This is a genomic window from Methylobacterium sp. WL119 (genome assembly GCF_008039875.1).
In the GTDB taxonomy this organism is placed as follows: Bacteria; Pseudomonadota; Alphaproteobacteria; order Rhizobiales; family Beijerinckiaceae; genus Methylobacterium.
In genome coordinates this window covers 1-22,752 of the sequence record NZ_VRUU01000045.1, presented here as the reverse complement: position 1 = coordinate 22,752, position 22,752 = coordinate 1, and the positions used below count along the sequence as shown (strand labels likewise).

The window sequence follows — 22,752 nt, the reverse complement described above, 5'->3', positions numbered from 1 at the left end:
CCCGGCCTACCGCGCCGGCCCGCCGATCAGCGCCCGGCGCAGCCGGCCGGACACGGCGTCGATCGCCGCCACGGCGACGAGGATCATCAGCACGAGGCAGGCGACCTGCTGCAGCTCGAGCACCCGGATCAGCTCGCTCAGGTACTGGCCGATGCCGCCCGCGCCGACGATGCCGATGATCGTCGCCGATCGGGTGTTCGATTCGAAGAAGTACAGCACCTGGCTGCCGAGCACCGGCAGGACGGCGGGCACGAGGCCGAAGCGGATGCGGTGGAGCGCGCCGCCGCCGGAGGCCGCGACGCCCTCGCCGTCGCAGCGATCGACGGTCTCGACCGCCTCCGAGAACAGCTTGCCGAGCGCCCCGACGTCGGAGCAGGCGATGGCCAGCGCACCGGCGAACGGCCCGAGCCCGACGACGTTGATCCAGACCAGCGCCCAGATCAGCACGTCGACCGAGCGGACCACGTCGAGGCCGCGGCGCACCGCGAAATGCGCGAACGGGTTCGGCACCACGTTCCGGGCCGCGAGCAGCGCCAGCGGGAAGGCGACCAGCGCCGCGGCCAGCGTCCCGAGGAAGGCGATGGCCAGGGTCTCGCCGAGCGCGTGCAGGAAATCGGGGAAGCGGCCGCCGGCCGAGGGCGGCAGCATCATCAGCGAGAACTCGGCGAGCCGCCCGAGGCCGCTCACGATGCGGGTGGCCGAGAAGTCGAGGCGCACCATCGCGAACGCCGCGAGCCCGAGGAGGGCGGCCAGGGTCGCGAGCGTCGCGAGCCGCGCGCCCCACGCGGTTCGGAACGCGTCGGGGTGGCGCCGGCGCAGGGCGGCGACGTCCACGGGACGCGGCGGCCGGCTCATCGCGCGCCCTCCGCCCCGATGAGGTGGTGGCGCAGCCGCTCGGTGCCGAGGTCGATCGCCATCACCGTCGCGACGATCATCAGGAGGATCGCGCTCACGTCCGCGTCGTAGAAGTTGCGGATCGCCACCAGCAGCTCCTGGCCGATGCCGCCGGCGCCGACGAAGCCCATCACCCCGGCGCCGCGCACGTTGATCTCGAAGCGGAGCAGCCCGTAGGAGGCGAAGCTCGACAGCACCTGCGGCAGCACCGCGAAGCGGATCGCCTGGATCCGCGAGGCGCCCGATGCGGTCAGCCCCTCGACCGGCCTCATGTCGATGTTCTCGACCACCTCGGAGAACAGCTTGCCGAGCGCCCCCGTGGTGTGGAGGGCGAGCGCCAGCACGCCCACCATCGGGCCGAGGCCGAAGGCGATGACGAAGAGCAGGGCGAACACGATCTCGGGCACCGTGCGCAGGACCTCGAGGGCGCGGCGCGTCAGGAAGCGGCCGGCGCGGGTGCGGGCGAGGTTCGCGGCCGCGCCGAAGCACAGCAGGAAGGCGCCGACGCCGCCGAGCAGCGTGCCGAGATAGGCCATCAGCAGGGTCTCGCCGAGGAGCGCCGCCCATTTCGGCAGGCCCCAGTACCATTCGGCGAGGTCGCCGCGCAGGTCGGCGAGCGTCAGGTGCGGCAGGATGCGGCCGAGATAGGCGGTGAGGTTGCCGATGTTGTCGGCGAGCACCAGCGGGCGCACCTCGGCCATCAGGCCCGACAGGACCAGCAGCCCTGCGACGACCGCGAGGAATGCCAGGCTCCGCCGCCGGGTCGACGCGACCGCGCGCCCGTAGGCCTCGGCCAGGGCCGCCGCCCGCTCGGGCGGCAGCGGCGCGATCCGCCCGCTCACGGCGGCGACCCGTCCGGTCCCGGGATCAGGACTTGCGGCGCTGCGCGTCGTTGAACTTCAGCATCTCGATGATCGGCTGGTAATCCTCCAGCGTCACCGGGGTGAGGCCGAGGTCCTTGCCGTCGGAGAGGCGGTCGAAGGCGGCCTTGTCGGCGGTCGGCAGCGCGACGAAGGCCTCGACGATCTTGCGCTTCAGGTCGGCGGGCAGGCTGGACAGCATCGCGAACGGGCCCTCGGGCAGGAACGCGGACTTGAAGACGATGCGGAAGTCGGACGGGCTCAGCGGCGTGCCGTCGGGCTTCTTCAGCATGCCCTTGGCGGCCATGCGGGTGACGACGGAATCGGTCTCGGAGTTCCACAGGTTGGCGGCGGCGTCGGCCGTGCCCTGGGTCAGCGCCAGCACCGCGTTCTCGTGGCTGCCGGCGTAGACGGTCTTGCCGAACAGCGCGTCGACGTCGTGGCCGCTCTTGTTGAGGAAGAAGCGCGGGGCCTGGTTGCCGGAGGTCGAGTTCGGGTCGACCAGGGCGAGGTTCCTGCCCTTCAGGTCCGCGATCGTCCGGTACGGGCTGTCGGCGCGCACGTAGAGCACCGAGTAGTAGCCCGAGGCGCCGTTATCGTGCTTCTGGTTGACGATCGGGTCGACCTTCACCCCCGTCATCACCGCGCGGGCGAACGAGGCCGGGCCGTAGAAGGCGATCTGGATGTTGCCGGCGCGCTGGCCCTCGATCACCGCGGCGTAGTCGTTGGCGACCCGCAGCTTCACCGGCACCCCGAGCGCCTTGGTGAGGTAGGCGGCGAGCGGCGCGTAGCGGTCGGTGGTGCCGGTGGCGTTCTCGACGGGAATCGCGCCGAGGGTGATCTCGGGCACCGTCGCCTTCCAATCCTGAGCCAGGGCGGGCTGCAGGGCGAGCGCGGCCAGGCCGCCCGCGAGGGCGCCGACGAGGGTGCGACGGTCGAGCATCATCATCTCCGGGAAGGGGCGTGGCACGGGGTTCGTCTGGGGTCAGGCGACGAGGGCGGCGGGCTCGACCGCGTGCGGCGCCCGGTCCATCACCTCGCCGGCCTCCAGGCCGTAGAGCTGCTTGGCGACGTCCTCGGTGAGGTCGAAGGCGCCGCCGTCGAACACCACGCGGCCGTCGGAGAGGCCGACGAGCCGGTCGCAATAGGCGCGGGCGAGGTCGAGCGAGTGCAGGTTGCACAGCACGGTGATGCCGAGGCGCCGGTTGGCGTCGGCGAGCGCATCCATCACCAGCTTGGTGTTGCGCGGGTCCAGCGAGGCCACCGGCTCGTCGGCGAGGATGATGTCGGGCTCCTGCACCAGCGCGCGGGCGATCGCGACCCGCTGCTGCTGCCCGCCCGAGAGCTGGTCGGCGCGGTGGGCGGAAAAGCCCGCCATGTCGAACGCCTCGAGCGCCGCGAGCGCCCGCGCCCGGTCCTCGGCCGACCACAGCTTCAGGAGCGCGCGGTGGCTCGGGGCGTGGGCGAGGCGCCCCATCAGCACGTTGGTCAGCACGTCGAGGCGGCCGACCAGGTTGAACTGCTGGAACACCATGGCGCAGCGGGCGCGCCAGCGGCGCAGGTCGCGCCCCCGGAGCGCGGTGACGTCGAGCCCGTCGAACAGGATCCGCCCGGCCGAGGGCTCGGCGAGGCGGTTGAGCATGCGCAGGAAGGTCGACTTGCCGGCGCCCGAGCGCCCGATCACCCCGACGAAGCTGCCCGGCTCGATCCGCAGCGAGATCCGGTCGACCGCGAGGCGCGGTCCGTAGCGCCGCGTGAGGCTATCGACGATGAGCATGCGTGCCGTCCGCCGCGAGGGATGCGCCGGTAGACCCGTCGCGCGCGACGATAGGATGACAGCCGCGCCGCGACCCGCGGTTTCGTCGTGAACGGGCGCGCCGTGCGGCTACGCAGCGAACGGGATCCGGCGCAGGAGGCGGAACGGCGCCGCGCCGTCCTGGCGCAGCAGCGTGATCGCGTCGATCGTCAGCGACGTCGGGGGGCAGGCCGCCGCGAGGCGGGCGCGCCAGGTTTCGCGGGCGTCGCCGGCGAGGCGGCCGGTCAGGGTCATGTGGAAGCGGAAGGCCTCGAAGACGTGGGGATAGCCCCAGCGGTCGAGGAGCGCGCGGCGGCGCGCGTCGAGGCGCTCCGGCTGGCGGCGCGCCCGCTCGGCCTGGGTGAGACCGGCCCGGAACGGGTCGAGGGCGGCGACGCACTCGGCCGCGAGCAGGCCGAGCCCGGGCGGCGGCGCGGTGGGCACCAGGGCGACGAAGTCCCCGAGCAGGGTCACCGCGAGGGGCCCGACCGCCAGGGGCGCGCGGGGCTGCGCCAGCGCCGCGCAGGCGGCGAGGAGGTCGCCCTCGGTCCGGCCCGCGGCGAGGCGCATCGGCGCCTTCAGCGTCGCGTGGAAGCCGTAGACCCGCGGCGCCGCGGTGACGGCGGCGAGCGCCGCGCGCGCGGCCGCGTCCCATCCGGGCAGGGGCGCATCGCCGAGGACCGCCTCGCCGAAGGCGGCGAGCGCCGATCCGGGCTCCGGCGTGACGTAGAGCGCGTAGCGTGTCGGGGCGTCCACCGGGGCACTCGCTTCGGGCGTGGATCGGTCACGGCCCGGCGCGGATAGAACCCGATCGCCCGCTCGGCAAGGCGCGGCCGCTCAGCCCCGCGGGATCGGGCGGTTGCGGCAGGCGGCGCGATATTGCTGCCGGCTCAGGCCGCGCATGTTGCGGCGGTCGGCTTCCTGGGTGCAGGCGATCTTGCGGTCGGCCTTGTTGAGGCTCTTCGTGCCGCTTGACGGGACGTCGGTCGGCGCGGGCGCGGTGTAGGATTGCGCGAGGCCCGACGTCGTCAGCAACGCGAGACACAGGGTGCTTGCCAAGACCGTACGCATCCAACGAACTCCTGCTTCATCTGTCGCGCTCGCCGGGCAATAACCGGGCCAAGCTTGGCGGCTCGGGGCGTGGTCGATCATGCGGTGCGGCCGGCGGCGATCGCGGCGACGACGCGATGCGAATCCGACACCCATCCGAAGATGCTGCCCTGCGCCACGATCATCGCGAGGCCGGCCGCGTGGAAGGCCGGGATGTACGAGCCGCAGGCATCCGACACCACGAGGCAGCGGTAGCCGCGGTCATTGGCCTCGCGCACGGTGGTGTGGACGCAGACCTCGGTGGTAACGCCGCAGACGAGCAGCGTGGCGACGCTGCGCGCGGCCAGGATCTCGGCCAGGTCGGTGGCGTAGAACGCGCCCTTGCCCGGCTTGTCGACCACCGGCTCGCCGGGGGCGGGCGCGAGGTCGGCGACGATGTCGTGGCCGGGCTCGCCGCGGATCAGGATGCGCCCCATCGGCCCGGGCGCGCCGATGCGGGCGGACGGCGTGCCGCGGGCGATCTTGGCGGCGGGCGCGTCCGACAGGTCGGGGCGATGCCCTTCGCGGGTGTGGACCACGAGAAGGCCGGCCCGCCGCGCCGCCGCCAGCAGCGCCCGCGCCGGCGGCACGGCGGCGGCGAGCAGCGAGACGTCGTTGCCGAGGCTCTCGCCGAAGCCGCCGGGCTCCAGGAAGTCGCGCTGCATGTCGATGATCACCAGCGCCGTCGTCGCCAGGTCGATCGCCAGCGGGCCCGGCTCGGCATCCACGGTCACCATCGGCGCGAATCTCCCGTCCTGCGGCCGGCTCGGCGGCGCACGACGCGACGATGTCGGGCGATGGCGCGGAATGCATCCGCAAATACTGCCCGACATTGCTCGAATGTTGTGCGCATGCTGCCGACGTCATGGGCGGTGGCGCGTTCGTCGGCGGACGACGCGCCGCCGGAGGTGCGAGCCCGGCCGCCGCGTCGCGCGTTTCAGGGTCGCCGCCGCCGCACCCGCCGGAGCGGGCGCCTGCGCTCGGCCGGCAAACCTGTTGCCGAATTATGACTCGGCCGCCGCCTCTCGCCCAGGTGGCACGCGCTGGCATATCGGTTGCTGCCTGCTCACCGGATTTTCGGCACGGAGAGGGCAGACATGATCGCTCGGGGACTCGTTGCAGCGGCCATGTCGCTCGGTCTGGTGGGATACGGCGCGGCGGCCGATCTCGATGCGAAGAAGGACAAGGCGCCCGTCGAGGCTCCGGCCAAGGAGGCGCCGTTCTTCCTCTTCGCCGACACGCAGTTCAGCTATCGCTACCAGTTCCCGACCGTGTCGCCGGGCGTCCAGATCCAGAAGGCCGACGGCTCGTTCGTCAGCCGCGAGGCGCCCAAGCAGATCTACAACATCTCGCATGCCGACGCCTGGGCCTACGGCACGAACTTCTTCTCGCTCGACATCCTCAAGTCGGGCTCGCAATTCCCGGCCGGCACCACGAACCCGCCCGGCAGCGTCGGCGCGCCGTTCTTCGCCGATTACGGCAACACCGAAGCCTACGGCCTCTATCGCGGCACCCTGAGCCTCAACGCGCTGACCAACTCCAAGGCGTTCACGCTGCCGGGCATCGTCAAGGACATCTCCCTCGCCTTCGGCTTCGACGCGAACTCGCAGAACGACGCGTTCGGCTCGAAGAAGCGCGACGTGGTCGGCGGCCTCAACTTCTCCTTCGACGTGCCGGCCGGATTCCTGAACCTGTCGGTCCACGCCTACAAGGAATGGAACCGCAACGGCTTCAACCTGCAGCCCGATCGCGACCAGAGCTTCGACGTGGTGCCGGAATTCGAGGTGGTCTACAATTTCCCCCTCGCCTTCACCAACCTGCCGCTGAGCCTGACCGGCTTCAACAACATCGTGCTGCCCAAGGGCCGCGGCGTGCAGAACGTGGCCGACTTCGCCTTCAACCCGAAGCGCGGCCTCGAATTCCTGTCGCGCACGAACCTGGTGCTCGACGTGGGCAAGCTGATCTACGACCAGCCCAACAAGGTCGACGCCTTCATCGGCTTCCAGTACTGGCTGAACAAGTTCGGCAACGTCGAGACGGCGACGTTCAAGGGCACGGAAGAGAAGAGCTTCCTCGCCGGCGTCGCGTTCCACATCTTCTGATCGCCGGTTGGATCGCCGATCGCACGACCGTGACGGGATGGGAGACGGCATGACGGGATCCGACGCCAGGCCCCGAGGGGACGAAACGCTCCGGCGCCTGTGGATTCGCGATCCGCTGGCGATCCTCGCCGAGGACGCCGGCGGCGGCATCGTGGTCGAGGGCAGCCGCATCGTCGAGCGCGTGGCGGCCGGCGCGCAGCCCGCCGCGCCGGTGGACGAGACCTTCGACGCTTCGCGCCACGTCGTCATCCCCGGGCTGATCAACACCCACCACCACTTCTTCCAGACGCTGACGCGGGCCCACCCGCTGGCGATCAACAAGCCGCTGTTCCCGTGGCTGAAGGCGCTCTACACGGTCTGGGACAAGATCACCCCCGACGCGTTCCGGCTCGCGACGCGGCTCGCCTACACCGAGCTGCTGCTCTCCGGCTGCACCACGGCGGGGGACCACCACTACCTCTACCCGAAGGGGCTCGAGGATTCCGTCGACGTGCAGGTCGACGAGGCGCGCAGCCTCGGCATCCGCGCCTTCGTCACCCGCGGCTCGATGAGCCTGTCGGAGAAGGACGGCGGCCTGCCGCCCGACTGCCTGACGCAGGACGACGACACCATCCTCGCCGACAGCGAGCGGGTGCTGAACCTGTTCCACGACGCGAAGCCCGGCGCGATGGTGCGGATCGGGCTGGCGCCGTGCTCGCCCTTCAACGTCACCAAGCGGCTGATGCGCGAGAGCGCGGCGCTCGCCGACCGCCACGACTGCCAGCTCCACACCCATCTCGGCGAGACGCTGGACGAGGACGCCTACTGCCTGGAGATGTTCGGCCAGCGGCCGGTCGACTACCTCGAGGAGGTCGGCTGGATGAGCCCGCGGGCCTGGCTCGCGCACGGCATCCACTTCAACGACGACGAGGTGCGCCGGCTCGGCAAGGCCGGCGTCGGCGTCTGCCACTGCCCGACCTCGAACATGACGCTGGCCTCGGGGCAGTGCCGCACCTGCGAGCTGGAGGCGGCGGGCGCGCCGGTTGGCCTCGGCGTCGACGGCTCGGCCTCGAACGACAGCTCCAACCTGATGGAGGGCGTGCGCCACGCCCTGATGATCAACCGCCTGACCTACGGCGCCGAAGCGGTGACGCATCTCGACGCCCTGCGCTGGGCGACCGAGGGCTCGGCCCGCTGCCTCGGGCGCGACGACATCGGCCGGATCGAGCCGGGCCGCGAGGCCGACCTTGCGCTGTTCACCCTCGACGCGCTGCGCTTCTCCGGCGCGCACGATCCGCTGGCCGCGCTCGTGCTGTGCGGCGCGCACCGCGCCGACCGGGTGATGGTCGCGGGCCGGTGGCGGGTGGTCGACGGAAACCCCGTCGGCATGGACACGCGGAAGCTGCGCGAGGACCACGGCCGGCTCGCCCTCAGCCTCCTCGGCGGCGCCTGATGGCGGCCGTGCCGTCGCCCGCCGCCGGCACCGCGCCGCTCTACGGGGCCTACGGCATCGTCAAGCGCTTCGGCGACTTCAAGGCCAACGACGGCGTCGACCTCGAGATCCGCGCCGGCGAGATCCACGCGCTGCTCGGCGAGAACGGCGCCGGCAAGTCGACCCTGATGAAGATCCTCTACGGGCTGCTGGAGCCGACGGAGGGCGTCGTCACCCACAAGGGCGACATCGTGCAGCTGCCCGACCCCGAGGCGGCGCGCGCCATCGGCATCGGGATGGTGTTTCAGCACTTCTCGCTCTGCGAGAACCTGACGGTGGCCGAGAACATCGCCCTCGTCATGCCGAAGACCCTCTCGGGCAGGGCGCTTGCCGAGCGGATCGCCGCGCTCGGGGCGGCCTACGGCCTGCACCTCGATCCCGCCCGGCCGGTCTGGTCGCTCTCGGCCGGGGAGCGCCAGCGCATCGAGATCGTGCGCTGCCTGCTGCAGGACCCGCGCCTCGTCATCCTCGACGAGCCGACCTCGGTGCTGACGCCGGGCGAGGCGGAGCAGCTGTTCTCCGTGCTGGAGCGGCTGCGCGACGAGGGCCGGGCGCTGCTCTACATCTCGCACCGGCTCGACGAGGTGCGGCGCCTGTGCACCCGCGCCACCATCCTGCGCCACGGGCGCGTCGTCGGCGCCTGCGATCCGCAGGGGGAGAGCGCCCGCTCGCTCGCGGCCCTGATGGTCGGGGCGCAGGTCGGCGCGGTGACCGGCCGCGCCGGCGCCGCGCTCGGCCCGCCGCGCCTTGTCCTCGATCGCCTGTCCCTGCCGGCGCCCGGCCTGCACGGCACCGCGCTCGCCGACATCCGCCTCACCGTCCGGGGCGGCGAGATCCTCGGCGTGGCCGGCGTCGCCGGCAACGGGCAGGCGGAGTTCTTCTCCGCGCTCTCGGGCGAGACCGCCGCGGCGCGGGCCGAGGCGGTTGTCGTCGACGGTGCGGCCGTCGGGCGGCTCGACATCAACGCGCGGCGCCGGCGCGGAGCGGCCTTCGTGCCCGAGGAGCGCAACGGCCACGCGGCCGCCCCGGGCATGAGCCTGTCCGAGAACGCGGTGCTCTCGCGCCACGCCACCGCGCCGCTCGCGCGCTTCGGCCTGCTCCGGCGCGGGGCGGCGCGCACGCTCGCGGCCGCCGTGATCGCGGCCTTCGACGTGCGCAAGGCCGGCCCGGACCCCGCCGCCGGCACCCTGTCGGGCGGGAACCTGCAGAAGTTCGTCGTCGGGCGCGAGATCCAGGCGGAGCCCGGCGTGCTGGTGGTCAACCAGCCGACCTGGGGCGTCGACGCCTCGGCCGCCGCCCGCATCCGCCAGGCGCTGATCGATCTCGCCGCCCGCGGCGCCGCGCTGCTGGTGATCAGCCAGGACCTCGACGAGCTGTTCGAGATCGCGAGCCGGATCGCGGTGCTGCATGCCGGCACCCTCTCCGAGCCGGTCCCGGCGGGCGAGACGACCCGCGAGGCGGTGGGCTTGCTAATGGGCGGATCGCATGCGTGAAGCTGCGGCGTTGTTCCCTCCCCCTGAAGCGGGGGAGGGTACCCTGCGCAGCAGGGGGGGAGAGGGGAGCGCCGCGTCCGGCACCGTCGCTCCCCTCTCCCGACCCTCGCTGACGCGAGGCCCGCCCTCCCCCGCAAAGGGGGGAGGGAGGAGCCGCCCGCGATTCTTTCCGACTGTTCAGAGCCTCCCATGCGCCTCGATCTGAGCCCGCGCGCCCGGCGCTCGGCCGTGCTCTCGGCGCTGTCGCCGGTCATCGCCTTCGCCGGCGCCGTGCTCGTCGGCGGGATCGCGGTGGCTTTGCTCGGCGTCGCGCCGGGGGCCGCGTTCACGACCTACTTCGTCATCCCGCTGAGCGAGGTGTGGTCGCTGCAGGAGGTGGCGCTGAAGGCGGCGCCGCTGGCGCTGGTCGCCACGGGGCTGGCCTTCTGCTTCCGGGCGAGCCTGTGGAACATCGGCGCCGAGGGCCAGTTCGTGGTCGGCGGCCTGGCCGGCGGCTGGATCGGCGTCGCGACGCAAGGGGCGGAGGGCTTCACGGCCTGGATCCTGCCGACGATGCTGGCCGCCGGCACGCTGGCGGGCCTCGCCTACGCGATGATCCCGGCGCTCCTGAAGGTCCGCCTCGGCGTTTCGGAGATCCTGACCAGCCTAATGCTGGTCTACGTCGCGGAGCTGCTGCTCGACTACATGGCCCGCGGGCCGTTGCGCGATCCGGCGGGCTTCAACTTCCCGCAGAGCGTGCCGTTCGATCCGGCGGCGCGGCTGCCCTACCTGATGGAGGGCGACACGCTGCATGCCGGCGTGCTGATCGCGCTCGCCGCCGTGATCGTCGCGACGCTCGTCCTCGCCCGGACGCTGTTCGGCTTCGAGGTTCGCGTCGTCGGCGCCGCGCCGCGCGCGGCGCGGTTCGCGGGCTTCAGCGACGCCCGCCTGACGCTCGCCGTCTTCGCGATCTCGGGGGCGGCGGCCGGGCTCGCCGGCATCTGCGAGGTGGCCGGCAAGATCGGCCAGCTGCAGCCGACGATCTCGCCGGGCTACGGCTTCACCGCGATCATCGTCGCCTTCCTCGGGCGGCTGTCCCCCCCCGGAATCCTGGTCGCCGCCGGGGTGATCGCGCTGACCACGATCGGCGGCGAGTCGGCCCAGATCGACCTGAAGCTGCCGCTCGACCTCACCCGCGCGTTCCAGGGGCTGCTGCTCGCCTTCGTGCTCGGGGCGGACGTGCTCGCCCGCTACCGCGTCCGGCTCGTGCCGGGCGGCCCCCGGCGGACCGCGTGAGGCGCCGGGCATGGTGAGAAGGCGGCCATGACCCTCGACATCGTCCAGATGGTGCTCGTCACCGTGCTGACCGCGGCCACGCCCCTGATACTGGCCGCGATCGGCGAGCTGGTGGCGGAGCGCTCCGGGGTGCTCAACCTCGGCACCGAGGGGATGATGGTGCTCGGCGCCGCCGCCGGCTTCGCGGTCGCCACCGAGACGGGCTCGACGCTCGCCGGCGCGCTCGGCGGCGCCGGCGCCGGGCTCGCGCTGTCGGGGCTGTTCGCGATCCTCACGGTCGGGCTCGCCGCCAACCAGGTCGCCTCGGGCCTCGCCCTGACGATCCTCGGCCTCGGGCTCTCGGGCCTCGTCGGCACCGGCTACGTCGGGATGAAGCGCGATCCGGCGCCCCACCTCCACCTGGCGGGGCTGAGCGACCTGCCGCTCGTCGGCGACCTGCTCTTCGGGCAGGACGCCTTCGTCTACGTCGCGGTCGCCCTGGTGCTCGGGGTGTGGTGGTTCCTCGGCCGGAGCCGCGCCGGGCTGGTGCTGCGCGCCATCGGCGACGACCACACCGCGACGCACGCGCTCGGCCTGCCGGTGCGCAAGGTCCGCGTCCTCGCGGTCCTGTTCGGCGGCGCCTGCGCCGGGCTCGCCGGCGCCTACCTGTCGCTCGCCTACACCCCGTTCTGGTCGCCGGGGATGACCGCCGGGCGCGGCTGGATCGCCCTGGCGCTGGTGGTGTTCGCCTCGTGGCGCCCGCTGCGGGTGGCCGCCGGGGCGCTGCTGTTCGGCGGCGCGACGGTGCTCCAGCTCCACGCCCAGGCCGCGGGCCTCGGCCTGCCGGGGCAGGCGCTGTCGGCGCTGCCCTACGTTGCGACGATCCTGGCCCTGGTCTTGCTGTCCCTCGGGCGGCGCCAGGGCGGCTCGCTGGCGCCCGCCGCCCTGGGCCGCGAATTCACGCCCCACCGCTAGAAGGCGGGGGCCATGTTGGGGGTATCGACCTTGGGGACATCGACGACCATGCGGACGATCACCGGCGCCATCCTGGCTGCTCTCCTGCTCGCACCCGCCGCGCGGGCCGACGACAAGCTCAAGGTCGGCTTCGTCTATGTCGGCCCGGTGGCCGATTACGGCTATTCCTACCAGCACGACCTCAGCCGCAAGGCGCTCGAGGCGGCGATGCCCGGCAAGGTCGAGACCATGTTTCTCGAGAGCGTGCCCGAGGCCGACAGCGAGCGCTCGATCGAGAAGCTGGCGCGCTCGGGCGCCAAGCTGATCTTCACCACCTCGTTCGGCTTCATGGAGCCGACCCTGAAGGTCGCCAAGAAATTCCCCACCGTGAAGTTCGAGCACGCCACGGGATACAAGCGCAGCGCCAACGTCTCGACCTACTCGGCCCGCTTCTACGAGGGCCGCTACGTCTGCGGAAAGATCGCCGGCACGCTCTCGAAGTCCGGCACGGTCGGCTACATCGCCTCGTTCCCGATCCCCGAGGTGGTGAGCGGCATCAACGCCTTCATGCTGGGCGCCCAGTCGGTGAACCCCAACGTCAAGCTCAAGATCGTCTGGGTGAACACCTGGTTCGACCCGGGCAAGGAGGCGGAGGCCGCCAAGGCCCTGCTCGCGCAGGGCGCCGACATCCTGACCCAGCACACCGATTCCGCGGCCCCGCTGCAGGAGGCCGAGAAGGCCGGCAAGCTCGCCTTCGGCCAGTCCTCGGACCAGTTCCGCTTCGCCCCGAAGGCGCAGCTGACCTCGATCACCGACGACTGGGACGGCTACGTGATCGGCGAGGCCAAGGCGGTGCTCGACGGCTCGTGGAAGAGCCACGACACCTGGGGCGGCATCAAGGACGGCATGGTCGTGCTCGCGCCCTTCACCAACATGCCGGACAACGTGAAGGCGATGGCCGAGGAGACCAAGGCCGGCATCGCGTCGGGCAAGGTCCACCCCTTCGCCGGCCCGGTGACGAAGCAGGACGGCACGGTCGCGGTGAAGGCGGGCGAGGACGCGCCCGACCCGATGATCCTCGGCATGAACTGGTACGTGAAGGGCATCGACGACAAGCTGCCGCAGTAGCGGGCCGCCGTCTCCGGCGCGCGAGCGGGGGGCCGCCCGCGCGTCCGGTTCAGTAGCGGGGCCGCGGCGGCACGTCGTCCCGGCGCGGCGGCGCCTCCGTCGTGACGCCGCCCGCCGGCGGCGGAACCGCCACCGCGTCGCCGTCGCGGACGGCGTTCATCTCGTTCTGCGGGCCCGCGCGGCCTTCGGTGCCGCCGGGCGCCGTCGCGGGGTCGAGCCCCGCAGGGGCGCCCGTCGACTGGGCGAAGGCGGAGCCGCCGAGGCCGAGGCCGGCGGCGAGGGTCAGGGCCGTGAGGGTGGCGAGGCGCATCGATGGGTTCTCCGTGATCGCGTGAGGGGCGCGGGCGGCTCAGCGCCGGTGGCGGCGGTGGTGGCGCATCCGGCGCCGGCCGTAGGCGTCGCCGCTGCGGATCGCCTCCATCCGGTTGCGCGCCCCGGCCTTGCCGACCGTGCCGCCCGGGGCGGTCGCGGCGACGCGCCCGGCGGGGGCGCCGACGGACTGGGCCGAGGCCGCGCCGGCCAAGCCGCAGCCGAGGCAGAGCGAGAAGATCAGGACTTGGGCGGAACGCAGCATGGCGGCTCCTCGTGGGATCTGCGCCGACAACGCGCGAACCCCGCCGCGGTGCGCCCCAGGAAGACGATTTTCCGCGGTGCGGCTCAACTTCCGCGATAGGTCTGGAAGCTCCACGGCGTCGCCACCAGCGGCACGTGGTAGTGCCCCTCCGGCTCCGCGACGCCGAAGCGCAGCGGCACGACGTCGAGGAAGGGCGGCTCGGCGAGCGAAAGCCCGAGCCGGCGGTAATGGTCGCCGAGGGCGAAGCGCAGCTCGTAGACCGCGATCGGCACCGGCCGGCCGCCGACGAGCGGCGCGTCGGTGCGCCCGTCGGCATTGGTCACGGCCCGCGCCACCAGGGCCGTCTCGGTCTCCGAGACGATCTCGTGGAGGCTCACCGCGACGCCGGCCGCCGGGCGCCCGCTCACCGTATCGAGCACGTGCGTCGAGATCCGCCCCATCGTCCTGAGCGGCCCCTCGCCGGAGACCAGCGCGTTCAGGCGGATCGCGGCGATGCGGAGGACCTCGGCCTCGGCGGTCCGCCGCTCGGTCGCGGCGTCGGAGTCGAGACGCGTCGCGAAGGCGGAGAGCAGCGCGGCGCGCCCGTGCCGCTTGACGCACAGGATGAAGGGCAGGCCGAATTTCGCGCGGTAGGCCGCGTTGAGCGCTTCGAAGCGCGCGTATTCCGCGTCCGACATCCGGTCGAGCCCGGCCGCCGCCTGCTCGGCGATCGAATCGGGGGCGATGGCGCCGTCGCGCGCCGCGCGGCCCGCCAGCTCGGGATGGCCCGCCAGCAGCGCGAGGCGCGCCGTGTCGGGCGCCGTCTCCACCGCGGCGCGCATCGCGCCGTACAGCGCGTCGACGGTGGCGAAAGGGCGCGCGGCGGCCGCCCGCTGCGCCACCCAGGGCGCGTGCTCGAACACCGCGCCGAGGGCGGCGACGAAGTCGGCCTCCGCCATCGCGTTCAGGTCGGCCAGGGGAATCGTCATCGGGCCTCGCGCGTCGGGTCTCGCGGCCGAGGGTAGCAGGCAACGGGCCAAGCGGCGCGTCCGTCGGGCGCGTCGGCCGCGCGATCGCCCGCCCCTGCGGGGCCTGCGCTGGCACATGCCTTGCGCGAGGATCTGTCCTCGGCAGCCGGACCGATCCGGCGGCCTGCTGGAGCGTTCGCCGATGTCGAACACGGCCCACCCGGATGTCCTGCCCGAGAGCGGTCCGGTGCCGCTCGGGCCCGCCACCGCGCCGGTCGCCCGGGTCGGCGCCCTCGCGCTCGGGCTCCTCGGCCTCCAGCACGTGCTGGTGATGTATGCCGGCGCCGTCGCGGTGCCGCTGATCGTCGGGCGCGCCCTGAAGCTGGCGCCGGAGCAGGTGGCGATGCTGGTGAGCGCCGACCTGTTCGCCGGCGGCCTCGCCACCCTGGTGCAGAGCTGGGGCCTGCCCGGCATCGGCATCCGCATGCCGGTGATGATGGGCGTGACCTTCGCCGCCGTCACGCCGATGATCGCCATGGGCGCGAGCCCGGAGATCGGGCTCACCGGCATCTACGGCGCGGTGATCGCTGCCGGGCTGGTCGCGTTCCTGGTGGCGCCGCTCGTCGGGCGGCTGCTGCCGCTATTCCCGCCGGTGGTCACCGGCACGATCATTCTCGTCATCGGCATCTCGCTGATGCGCGTCGGCGTGAACTGGGCGGCCGGCGGGGTCGGCAACCCGAGCTACGGCGCGCCGGTCTTCCTCGGGATCGCCGCCTTCGTGCTCTGCGTGATCCTGGCGATCACCCGCTACGGCACCGGCTTCGTCGCCTCCGCCTCGGTGCTGATCGGGATCGTCGTCGGCACGCTGGCGGCCGGCTTCTTCGGGCTGGTCGACCTTTCGCACGTTGCTACCGCCGGGTGGTTCGACGTGGTGCGCCCCTTCGCCTTCGGGCTGCCGACCTTCGATCCGGTCTCGGTGGTGACGCTGTGCATCGTGATGATCGTGGTGATGATCGAGTCGACCGGCATGTTCCTGGCGCTCGCCGAGATCTGCGCCGACCCGGTCGACGAGAGGCGCCTGACCAAGGGCCTGCGCGGCGACGGACTCGGCACGATCATCGGCGGCGTGTTCAACACGTTTCCCTACACCTCGTTCTCGCAGAACATCGGCCTCGTCGGCGTCACCGGCGTGCGCACCCGCTACGTCGCCGTGGTCGGCGGCGTGATCATGCTCGGGCTCGGGTTGATCCCGAAGCTCGCCGCCCTGGTCGAGGCGGTGCCGCAATGCGTGCTCGGCGGCGCCGGCCTCGTGATGTTCGGCATGGTCGGCGCCACCGGAGCGCGCATCCTCGGCGCGGTCGACTTCGCCCGCAACCGCAACAACCTGTTCATCGTCGCGGTCTCGGTCGGCTTCGGGATGATCCCGCTCGTCGCGCCGAACTTCTTCAAGCAGATGCCGCACGCGCTGCATCCGCTGCTCGAATCCGGCATCCTGCTCTGCGCGATCGCCGCGGTGGTCCTCAACCTGTTCTTCAACGGCCTCGGCAGCACGGCCGACGCCCGCGACGCGGCCCTGCGCCAAGCCGCGGCCTCCGAGCACTGACGCCCGTCGCCGGATCGCGCCCGTCCGCGCGATCCGGCGAAGACGCTCCGACGAACCTCCAGCCGAACCGGAGACCTCCATGCCGCTCATCGCCTCGACCTACGGCAAGGGCCGCGTCCGGGTCATGCGGTTGACCCGCGAGGGCGACCACCACACCCCGCGCGAGCTCACCCTCACCGTGCTGATGAAGGGCGCCTTCGACGCCGCCTGGACCGCGGGCGACAACCGCGCCTGCGTCGCCACCGACAGCGTCAAGAACATCGTCAACGTCACCGCGGCCAAGAACCTGTCCCTCGACAAGGAAGCCTTCGTCGAGGCGGTCGCGGCGGTGTTCCTCGACACCTATCCCCAGATCGAGGAGGTCACGATCGAGGGGCTGGAGACGCGCTGGCTCCGCTACGCCGTCGCGGGCGAGCCGCACGGCCACACCTTCACGCTGGACGCCAACGGCACCGGCTTCGTCCGGCTCGTCGCGAGCCGGGGCGCGCGCGTGCTGCAATCGGGCCTGCGCAACTTCACCTTCATGAAGACCACGCAATCGGGCTGGTCCGACTTCGTCGACGACGGCTACCGCACCCTGCCCGACACCACCGACCGCATCGCCGCCACCGCCATGGACGCGACCTGGACTTGGACGCGGCCGCCGGCCGATTACGCCGCCGCCAACGCCGACATCCTCACCCACCTGCTCACCGTGTTCGGCACCACCTACAGCCTTGGCGTGCAGGACAGCATGTACCGGATGGGCGAGACGGTGCTGGCCGCGATTCCCGAGGTCGGCGAGATCGGGTTCGCCATGCCGAACAAGCACTACATCCCGATCAACCTGGCGCCGTTCGGGCTTGCGAACGCCAACACCGTGTTCCTGCCGACCGACGAGCCGCACGGGCAGATCGTGGCGACCATCGGCCGGGGCTAGCCCGGCACCCGCAGCGACGAGCCGGGTGCCGAACCGCACGCTCCGCGAAAGAAGCGTGCCAGATGCCGAATAACAGGGCAGCGGCGACCGATTTCTCTGTTAAGTATTTGATTCAATGCGTCTTTTAATCTTAGAGTTCGGCCGAGCCGGCCCGTTCGATCCGCCCGCGGCGGGTATTCCCTGGAAATCAGGCTAAAACTTCAGCATTCACGGCCCTTTCCAAAGGCAGGTCTGGTGAAAATCTAGATCCGAGAGCGTCGGCGACCACGGGGTCGCCGACCGATCGAACCTCGGATGCCTCCCATGACCGCACGTCTGATCCTCGCCGCCTCCCTCGGGCTCGCCCTGTCCACCACCGCCTTCGCCCAGAGCTACAACGCGCCCGCCGGCATCCCGCCCGCGCTCGCGCCCGGCGGCCTCGAAGGCCGCGCCGCCATCCCGAACGCCCTCGACGCCGCGGGCCGCACCCCGCGTGGCGACGCGCGGAGCGTCTACGGGGTCGACGACGGCCTCGTCACCGGTTCCCTGCGCGACGGCCGCGACGCGCGGGCCTATCGCAGCCGCTGAGGTCGGTCCGAACGCCGCCACGAGCTTTGCCGAAAAGATTCGCAGTGGCAGGACCGATTTTAGGCGCCTGATCCAAGTCGATCAGGCGTCGCGCTGAGCCGCGACGACGCCGACGATGCCGAAAATCTCGGCTTCGCCGGTGTTGCGGCCAAGCCTAGACTTCGCCCCGCATTCGGGACGGAGCAGACGGCCTTGGCAGATCATTCGCTTTCGCGCAGGCACCTCCTCGGGGGCGCCGCCGCGCTCGCGCTGACGCCCCTCTCGCGGGCGCGCGCCGCCGGCACGCTCACCGCCGGCTTCATCTATGTCGGGCCGAAGGACGATTACGGCTACAACCAGGCCCACGCCCTCGCCGCCAAGGCTTTGAAGGGCATGCCCGGCCTGGAGGTCACGGAGGAGGAGCGCGTCCCCGAGACCAACGCGGTCGAGAAGACCATGGAGAGCATGATCAACCTCGACGGGGCGACGCTGCTGCTCCCGACCTCGTTCGGCCACTACAGCCCCTACATGGTCGCCGAGGCCAAGAAGAACCCCAAGATCCAGTTCCGGCACTGCGGCGGCCTGTGGACCGACAAGGACCCGAAGAACGCCGGCTCCTATTTCGGCTACATCGCGCAGGGGCAGTACCTCAACGGCATCGCCGCCGGGCACGCCACCAAGTCGAAGAAGCTCGGCTTCGTCGCCGCCAAGCCGATCCCGCAGGTCCTCAACAACATCAACGCCTTCCTGCTCGGCGCGCAGAGCGTCGACCCGTCGATCACCTGCCAGGTGATCTTCACCGGCGAATGGTCGCTCGCGGTCAAGGAGGCCGAGGCCACGAACGCGCTGATCGACGGTGGCGCCGACGTCGTCACCTGCCACGTCGACAGCCCGAAGGTGACTGTGGAGACCGCCGCCCGCCGGGGCGCCTTCGTCTGCGGCTACCACGTCGACCAGTCGCCGCTGGCGCCGCAGAAGTACCTCACCGGGGCGGAGTGGAACTGGCTGCCGATCTACAAGGGCTTCGTCGAGGCGATGCAGGCCGGCAAGGTGCCGGAGAACTTCGTCCGCGGCGGCCTCGCCGACGGCTACGTCAAGATGAGCCCCTACGGCCCGGGCGTCAGCGACGCGGCGCGCAAGAACGCGGACGCGGTCAAGGCCGAGATGATGAAGGGCGGCTACCAGATCATCAAGGGACCGCTCAAGGACAATGCGGGCAAGGAGATCCTCGCCGCCGGAAAGGGCTACCCCGAGAAGGCGGCCGAGCTGGAAAGCACGAACTACCTGGTCGCGGGCGTGAAGGGCTCGGTCTGAGGCACGGTTCGACGCTCTCCCTCCCCCGCAGAGGGGGAGGGAAGGGACGGCGAAGGCTTGCACCGGCCCGGTTGCGGGGCTGGCACGCTTCCTGCCGCACGCGTCGCAGGATGGTGGAACCGGTTCGGAGGTGCGGGATGGTCGCGGACGCCGCTGTGGCACCGGTCGAGACGGCGGATCCGCCGGCGCGCGGCCTTCAGGCCCGGGCCTGGCTGGCGCGGCGCTCGGAGGCGTTCCTGATCCCGGTCGGCGCGGCGCTCGCGGGCTTCGTCCTGTTCGGGCTGTTCCTGGCGGCTTTGGGCAAGTCGCCGCTCCAGTTCGTCGACATCGTCTACCGCGGCGGCTTCGGCTCGTCCTTCGCGCTCGGCAACAGCCTGCAGCGCGCCGCGCCCCTGCTGTTCGCCGCGCTCTGCGTCGCGTTGCCCGCCCGCCTCGGCCTCGTGGTGATCGGCGGGGAGGGGGCGATCGTGCTGGGCGGCCTCAGCGCCGCCGCCGCGGCCCAGCCGCTGGCAGCCCTTCCGCCCGCGCTCGCGATCCCCTTGATGGCGCTCGCCGCGGCGCTGGTCGGCGCGGTCTGGATCGGCGCCGTCGGCTTCCTGCAGGCCTATCGCGGCGTCAACGCCACGATCTCGAGCCTGCTGCTGTCCTACATCGCCATCGCGCTCTCCAACCACCTGATCGAGGGCTGGCTGCGCGATCCGGCGAGCCTCAACAAGCCCTCGACGCTGCCCGTCGGCGACGCCTTCATGCTCGCGCCGATGCCGGGGATCGGGGTGCATTGGGGCCTCGGCGTCGGCGTCCTGTCCTGCCTCGTCGCCTACGTGCTGATGGACCGCACGACGCTGGGCTTCGCCGCGCGGATCGCCGGCGGCAACGTGCGCGCCGCCCAGATCCAGGGCTTGCCGGTCGGGCGGCTGATCGTCGGCTTCACCGCCCTCGGCGGCGCCTTCGCGGCGCTCGCCGGGTTCTTCGAGGTGGTCGCAGTGCAGGGCACCGCCAACGGCACGCTGGCCGCCGGCTACGGCTACACCGGCATCCTCGTCGCCTTCCTCGCCCGCCAGAACCCGATCGCGATCATGCCGGTCGCGTTCCTGCTCGGCGGGATCGAGGCGTCGAGCGGGCTGATCCAGCGCCGGATGCAGCTGCCCGACGCCACCGTGCTGGTGCTGGAGGGGCTGCTGTTCCTCGTGGTGCTCGCCAGCGAGACGCTCTACGGGCGCCTGCACCTGTTCAGCCCGCACCTGTGGGCCACCAAGCGCGCCGCCGCCGCGCTGCCGGCGGGAGCGCCCGCATGAGCTCCCGCATGAGCGCGGCGGAGGGCGGGCGATGAGCGGCGATCTCGGGCTCTGGAGCGTCCTGATCGCGGTGGTCGGCGGCGCGATCCGCGTCTCGACGCCGTTCCTGTTCGTCAGCCTCGGCGAGACCATCACCGAGCGCTCGGGGCGGATCAACCTCGGCCTCGAGGGCACCCTCGTGTTCGGCGCGATGTCGGCCTACGCCACCGCGGTGCTCACCGGCTCGCCCTGGGCCGGCGTCGCGGTGGCAGGGCTCGCCGGCGGCGCCTTCGGGCTGCTGCACGGGTTCGTCTGCCGCCTGCCGCGGGTCAACGACGTGGCGGTCGGCATCGCCCTGATGCTGTTCGGCACCGGGCTGGCCTTCTTCTTCGGCAAGGCCTTCATCCAGCCCTCGGCGCCGCCGCTTCCGGCGATCCCGTTCGGGTTCTGGTCGGACGTGCCGCAGATCCAGGCGGCGCTGCGCGTCAACGTGCTGTTCCTCGTCGGCGCCGCGCTCGCGGTGTTCCTGTGGTGGGCGTTCCGCAACACCAAGGCCGGGCTGATCGTGCGCGTCGTCGGCGACAGCGCCGACGCGGCGCGTGCCATGGGCTACGACGTCGACCGCGTGAGGCTCTTCGCGACCGCCGCCGGCGGCGTGCTCGCCGGGATCGGCGGCGCCTACCTGTCGCTGTACTATCCGGGCTCGTGGAACGAGGGGATCTCCTCGGGCCAGGGGCTGATGGCGGTGGCGCTGGTGATCTTCGCCCGCTGGAACCCGCTCGCGTGCTTCGCCGCGGCCCTGCTGTTCGGCGGCGCCGGGGCGCTCGGGCCGGCGCTGCAATCGGTCGGCGTCACGCAGGGCTACTACCTGTACTACGCCGCACCCTACGTCCTCACCCTGGCCCTGCTGATCGCCACCTCGTCGCCCGACCGGGCGCTGGCCGGCGCGCCGGGCGAGCTCTCCCTCTCGAAATAAGGTTTCGCATGAACGGTCTCGGTGGGCTGAACAAATCCCCGAACGGCGTCGTCGTCGGCCTCGTCCAGCTGAAGCTGCCGAAGGTCGAGACGCCGGCCGACCTGGGCGCGCAGGCCGACCGGATCGTGGCGATGGTCGCCAAGGCGCGGGCCAACATGGCGAGCATGGATCTCGTGGTGTTTCCCGAATACGCGCTCCACGGCCTGTCGATGGACACCCGGCCGGAGCTGATGTGCCGGATGGACGGGCCGGAGGTCGCCGCCTTCCGCAAGGCCTGCGTCGACAACCGGATCTGGGGCTGCTTCTCCATCATGGAGCTCAACCCGCACGGCGCGCCCTACAACACCGGCCTGATCATCGACGATGCCGGCGACGTGAAGCTGTACTATCGCAAGATGCACCCCTGGGTGCCGGTGGAGCCGTGGGAGCCCGGCGACCTCGGCATCCCGGTGATCGACGGGCCGAAGGGCGCCAAGCTCGCCCTGATCATCTGCCACGACGGGATGTTCCCGGAGATGGCGCGCGAATGCGCCTACAAGGGCGCCGAGATCATGATCCGCACGGCCGGCTACACCGCGCCGATCCGCGAATCCTGGCGCTTCACCAACCAGTCGAACGCCTTCTGCAACCTGATGGTCACCGCCAACGTCTGCCTGTGCGGCTCGGACGGCACCTTCGACTCGATGGGCGAGGGCATGGTCTGCAACTTCGACGGGGCGATCCTCGCCCACGGCACCACCGGCCGCGTCGACGAGATCATCACCGCCGAGGTCCGGCCCGACCTCGTGCGCGAGGCGCGGATCCACTGGGGCGTCGAGAACAACATCTACCAGCTCGGCCACCGCGGCTACACGGCGGTGAAGGGCGGCGCGCAGGACTGCCCCTACACCTACATGCACGACCTCGCCGCCGGCCGGTACAGGCTGCCGTGGGAGGATCAGGTAAAGGTCGTGGACGGCACGTCCTGCGGCTTCGTCGCGCCGACCCGCTCCTACGGCGCCGGCCAGGCGCCGGCCGCGCGCGAGGCGGCGGAGTGAGGGCCTCAGCCCTTCCTCAACGCCGCCAGCATCTCGCGGCGCAGGATCGCGTTGATGCGGGTCTGGTAGCCGCGCCCGGGCGCCCGCAGCCAGCCCAGCACGTCGGCATCGATCCGCACCGTCGTCGAGGTCTTGACCGGGCGGTAGAACGGGTTGCGCACGGCGTTCTGCCAGAACGCCTCCGTCAGGGTCGGGATGTCGCTGTGGTCGATCTCCGCGTCCGGCTTCGCCGCAAGGGCCTCCAGCTCCGCCGTCTGCGCCTCGCTCAGCGTCGGCGGATTGGCGAGGTCGATCTCGTAGCTAACCAGCTTCGTGTTCATAGCGTCGCCTTTCCGAACGATCGGCCTTGCGGGCGGAGATGATGCGGATGACCTCGATCTCCCCGCCGGCCTCGGTCGTCTCGCGAATCGTATCAGCTAGGAAATCCGTCGGCGATTTGGCCGCCAGGCGTTCTCCCTCCCCCCTCTGCGGGGGAGGGTACCCTGCGGAGCAGGGGGGGAGAGGGGAGCGCCGTATCCGGAG

At 71.9% G+C, this 22,752-nt stretch carries 24 protein-coding genes; 13 read left to right on the top strand and 11 right to left on the bottom strand.

Going from position 1 to position 22,752, the window contains the following annotated elements; all coding sequences use genetic code 11:
- Positions 1-6 precede the first annotated feature (6 nt).
- From phnE (FV227_RS16400) to FV227_RS16370, 7 genes are all read right to left on the bottom strand, one after another.
- Positions 7-855, bottom strand: a complete 849-nt coding sequence (gene phnE, locus FV227_RS16400) for a phosphonate ABC transporter, permease protein PhnE (protein ID WP_147859455.1) — start codon at positions 853-855, stop codon at positions 7-9.
- Positions 852-1,736 carry a phosphonate ABC transporter, permease protein PhnE gene (phnE, locus tag FV227_RS16395; protein ID WP_147859454.1) on the bottom strand — a complete coding sequence of 295 codons (885 nt, stop codon included), beginning with the start codon at positions 1,734-1,736 and terminating at the stop codon, positions 852-854. The genes phnE (FV227_RS16400) and phnE (FV227_RS16395) overlap by 4 nt, the downstream gene beginning before the upstream one ends.
- 25 nt (positions 1,737-1,761) lie before the next feature.
- Positions 1,762-2,697 (bottom strand): phosphonate ABC transporter substrate-binding protein, encoded by a 936-nt coding sequence (gene phnD / locus FV227_RS16390; RefSeq protein ID WP_147729660.1) that lies wholly within the window; start codon positions 2,695-2,697, stop codon positions 1,762-1,764.
- Positions 2,698-2,739: 42 nt separating this feature from the next.
- Entirely contained in the window at positions 2,740-3,531 is a 792-nt protein-coding gene (gene phnC, locus FV227_RS16385) for a phosphonate ABC transporter ATP-binding protein (protein ID WP_147859453.1), read from the bottom strand.
- Between the two features lie 108 nt (positions 3,532-3,639).
- Positions 3,640-4,305 carry a DUF1045 domain-containing protein gene (locus tag FV227_RS16380; protein ID WP_147859452.1) on the bottom strand — a complete coding sequence of 222 codons (666 nt, stop codon included), beginning with the start codon at positions 4,303-4,305 and terminating at the stop codon, positions 3,640-3,642.
- Between the two features lie 81 nt (positions 4,306-4,386).
- On the bottom strand, positions 4,387-4,620 hold the full coding sequence (locus FV227_RS16375) for a hypothetical protein (RefSeq protein ID WP_147844746.1): 234 nt from the start codon (positions 4,618-4,620) through the stop codon (positions 4,387-4,389).
- Positions 4,621-4,697: 77 nt separating this feature from the next.
- Complete coding sequence (locus FV227_RS16370; RefSeq protein WP_147859451.1) at positions 4,698-5,375, bottom strand: cysteine hydrolase; 678 nt, start codon at positions 5,373-5,375, stop codon at positions 4,698-4,700.
- A gap of 360 nt (positions 5,376-5,735) precedes the next feature.
- Here FV227_RS16370 and FV227_RS16365 point away from each other — a divergent pair, with 360 nt between their 5' ends.
- The 6 genes from FV227_RS16365 to FV227_RS16335 all read left to right on the top strand — a co-directional run bounded on the left by FV227_RS16365 (position 5,736) and on the right by FV227_RS16335 (position 13,040).
- The gene (locus tag FV227_RS16365) at positions 5,736-6,740 is read left to right on the top strand and encodes a hypothetical protein (protein ID WP_147729244.1); all 1,005 of its coding nucleotides are present in this window, start codon (positions 5,736-5,738) and stop codon (positions 6,738-6,740) included.
- Positions 6,741-6,789: 49 nt separating this feature from the next.
- Positions 6,790-8,172 (top strand): 8-oxoguanine deaminase, encoded by a 1,383-nt coding sequence (locus FV227_RS16360; protein ID WP_147729243.1) that lies wholly within the window; start codon positions 6,790-6,792, stop codon positions 8,170-8,172.
- Positions 8,172-9,704: an ABC transporter ATP-binding protein gene (locus FV227_RS16355; RefSeq protein ID WP_187274844.1), complete on the top strand. Its 1,533-nt coding sequence runs from the start codon at positions 8,172-8,174 to the stop codon at positions 9,702-9,704. The genes FV227_RS16360 and FV227_RS16355 overlap by 1 nt, the downstream gene beginning before the upstream one ends.
- Before the next feature lie 189 nt (positions 9,705-9,893).
- Positions 9,894-10,979: an ABC transporter permease gene (locus FV227_RS16345; protein ID WP_147859449.1), complete on the top strand. Its 1,086-nt coding sequence runs from the start codon at positions 9,894-9,896 to the stop codon at positions 10,977-10,979.
- A gap of 27 nt (positions 10,980-11,006) precedes the next feature.
- The gene (locus tag FV227_RS16340) at positions 11,007-11,933 is read left to right on the top strand and encodes an ABC transporter permease (protein WP_147843783.1); all 927 of its coding nucleotides are present in this window, start codon (positions 11,007-11,009) and stop codon (positions 11,931-11,933) included.
- Between the two features lie 48 nt (positions 11,934-11,981).
- Entirely contained in the window at positions 11,982-13,040 is a 1,059-nt protein-coding gene (locus FV227_RS16335; protein ID WP_147729717.1) for a BMP family ABC transporter substrate-binding protein, read from the top strand.
- Positions 13,041-13,089: 49 nt separating this feature from the next.
- Here FV227_RS16335 and FV227_RS16330 read toward each other — a convergent pair whose 3' ends face one another.
- From FV227_RS16330 to uraD, 3 genes are all read right to left on the bottom strand, one after another.
- Positions 13,090-13,350, bottom strand: coding sequence for a hypothetical protein (locus FV227_RS16330; RefSeq protein ID WP_147859448.1), 261 nt, complete (start codon positions 13,348-13,350; stop codon positions 13,090-13,092).
- Positions 13,351-13,389: 39 nt separating this feature from the next.
- The gene (locus FV227_RS16325; protein WP_147859447.1) at positions 13,390-13,614 is read right to left on the bottom strand and encodes a hypothetical protein; all 225 of its coding nucleotides are present in this window, start codon (positions 13,612-13,614) and stop codon (positions 13,390-13,392) included.
- Between the two features lie 83 nt (positions 13,615-13,697).
- Entirely contained in the window at positions 13,698-14,582 is an 885-nt protein-coding gene (gene uraD / locus FV227_RS16320) for a 2-oxo-4-hydroxy-4-carboxy-5-ureidoimidazoline decarboxylase (RefSeq protein ID WP_147729942.1), read from the bottom strand.
- Between the two features lie 181 nt (positions 14,583-14,763).
- Here uraD and FV227_RS16315 point away from each other — a divergent pair, with 181 nt between their 5' ends.
- The 7 genes from FV227_RS16315 (at position 14,764) to FV227_RS16285 (ending at position 22,230) form a co-directional block, all read left to right on the top strand.
- On the top strand, positions 14,764-16,164 hold the full coding sequence (locus FV227_RS16315; protein WP_147859446.1) for a nucleobase:cation symporter-2 family protein: 1,401 nt from the start codon (positions 14,764-14,766) through the stop codon (positions 16,162-16,164).
- A gap of 79 nt (positions 16,165-16,243) precedes the next feature.
- Positions 16,244-17,083, top strand: a complete 840-nt coding sequence (gene pucL / locus FV227_RS16310) for a factor-independent urate hydroxylase (protein ID WP_147728711.1) — start codon at positions 16,244-16,246, stop codon at positions 17,081-17,083.
- A gap of 303 nt (positions 17,084-17,386) precedes the next feature.
- Positions 17,387-17,650, top strand: coding sequence for a hypothetical protein (locus FV227_RS16305; RefSeq protein ID WP_147728710.1), 264 nt, complete (start codon positions 17,387-17,389; stop codon positions 17,648-17,650).
- Positions 17,651-17,842: 192 nt separating this feature from the next.
- The gene (locus tag FV227_RS16300; RefSeq protein WP_147728709.1) at positions 17,843-18,943 is read left to right on the top strand and encodes a BMP family ABC transporter substrate-binding protein; all 1,101 of its coding nucleotides are present in this window, start codon (positions 17,843-17,845) and stop codon (positions 18,941-18,943) included.
- A gap of 137 nt (positions 18,944-19,080) precedes the next feature.
- Entirely contained in the window at positions 19,081-20,238 is a 1,158-nt protein-coding gene (locus tag FV227_RS16295; RefSeq protein WP_147859445.1) for an ABC transporter permease, read from the top strand.
- A 31-nt stretch (positions 20,239-20,269) separates the two neighbouring features.
- On the top strand, positions 20,270-21,193 hold the full coding sequence (locus tag FV227_RS16290; RefSeq protein WP_147728579.1) for an ABC transporter permease: 924 nt from the start codon (positions 20,270-20,272) through the stop codon (positions 21,191-21,193).
- A gap of 8 nt (positions 21,194-21,201) precedes the next feature.
- Positions 21,202-22,230, top strand: a complete 1,029-nt coding sequence (locus FV227_RS16285; RefSeq protein ID WP_147728578.1) for a formamidase — start codon at positions 21,202-21,204, stop codon at positions 22,228-22,230.
- A 5-nt stretch (positions 22,231-22,235) separates the two neighbouring features.
- On the opposite strand, the gene FV227_RS16280 is transcribed toward FV227_RS16285, so the two are convergent.
- Positions 22,236-22,550, bottom strand: a complete 315-nt coding sequence (locus FV227_RS16280) for a BrnA antitoxin family protein (RefSeq protein ID WP_147728577.1) — start codon at positions 22,548-22,550, stop codon at positions 22,236-22,238.
- Positions 22,551-22,752: the final 202 nt, after the last annotated feature.

Excerpts from the sequence above, each read along its gene's own strand:
- phnE (WP_147859455.1), bottom strand. The coding sequence starts at position 855 with ATGAGCCGGCCGCCGCGTCCCGTGGACGTCGCCGCCCTGCGCCGGCGC.
- phnD (WP_147729660.1), bottom strand. The coding sequence starts at position 2,697 with ATGCTCGACCGTCGCACCCTCGTCGGCGCCCTCGCGGGCGGCCTGGCC.
- phnC (WP_147859453.1), bottom strand. The coding sequence starts at position 3,531 with ATGCTCATCGTCGATAGCCTCACGCGGCGCTACGGACCGCGCCTCGCG.
- FV227_RS16375 (WP_147844746.1), bottom strand. The coding sequence starts at position 4,620 with ATGCGTACGGTCTTGGCAAGCACCCTGTGTCTCGCGTTGCTGACGACG.
- FV227_RS16370 (WP_147859451.1), bottom strand. The coding sequence starts at position 5,375 with ATGGTGACCGTGGATGCCGAGCCGGGCCCGCTGGCGATCGACCTGGCG.
- FV227_RS16365 (WP_147729244.1), top strand. The coding sequence starts at position 5,736 with ATGATCGCTCGGGGACTCGTTGCAGCGGCCATGTCGCTCGGTCTGGTG.
- FV227_RS16360 (WP_147729243.1), top strand. The coding sequence starts at position 6,790 with ATGACGGGATCCGACGCCAGGCCCCGAGGGGACGAAACGCTCCGGCGC.
- FV227_RS16355 (WP_187274844.1), top strand. The coding sequence starts at position 8,172 with ATGGCGGCCGTGCCGTCGCCCGCCGCCGGCACCGCGCCGCTCTACGGG.
- FV227_RS16345 (WP_147859449.1), top strand. The coding sequence starts at position 9,894 with ATGCGCCTCGATCTGAGCCCGCGCGCCCGGCGCTCGGCCGTGCTCTCG.
- FV227_RS16340 (WP_147843783.1), top strand. The coding sequence starts at position 11,007 with ATGACCCTCGACATCGTCCAGATGGTGCTCGTCACCGTGCTGACCGCG.
- FV227_RS16335 (WP_147729717.1), top strand. The coding sequence starts at position 11,982 with ATGCGGACGATCACCGGCGCCATCCTGGCTGCTCTCCTGCTCGCACCC.
- FV227_RS16330 (WP_147859448.1), bottom strand. The coding sequence starts at position 13,350 with ATGCGCCTCGCCACCCTCACGGCCCTGACCCTCGCCGCCGGCCTCGGC.
- FV227_RS16325 (WP_147859447.1), bottom strand. The coding sequence starts at position 13,614 with ATGCTGCGTTCCGCCCAAGTCCTGATCTTCTCGCTCTGCCTCGGCTGC.
- uraD (WP_147729942.1), bottom strand. The coding sequence starts at position 14,582 with ATGACGATTCCCCTGGCCGACCTGAACGCGATGGCGGAGGCCGACTTC.
- FV227_RS16315 (WP_147859446.1), top strand. The coding sequence starts at position 14,764 with ATGTCGAACACGGCCCACCCGGATGTCCTGCCCGAGAGCGGTCCGGTG.
- pucL (WP_147728711.1), top strand. The coding sequence starts at position 16,244 with ATGCCGCTCATCGCCTCGACCTACGGCAAGGGCCGCGTCCGGGTCATG.
- FV227_RS16305 (WP_147728710.1), top strand. The coding sequence starts at position 17,387 with ATGACCGCACGTCTGATCCTCGCCGCCTCCCTCGGGCTCGCCCTGTCC.
- FV227_RS16295 (WP_147859445.1), top strand. The coding sequence starts at position 19,081 with ATGGTCGCGGACGCCGCTGTGGCACCGGTCGAGACGGCGGATCCGCCG.
- FV227_RS16290 (WP_147728579.1), top strand. The coding sequence starts at position 20,270 with ATGAGCGGCGATCTCGGGCTCTGGAGCGTCCTGATCGCGGTGGTCGGC.
- FV227_RS16285 (WP_147728578.1), top strand. The coding sequence starts at position 21,202 with ATGAACGGTCTCGGTGGGCTGAACAAATCCCCGAACGGCGTCGTCGTC.
- FV227_RS16280 (WP_147728577.1), bottom strand. The coding sequence starts at position 22,550 with ATGAACACGAAGCTGGTTAGCTACGAGATCGACCTCGCCAATCCGCCG.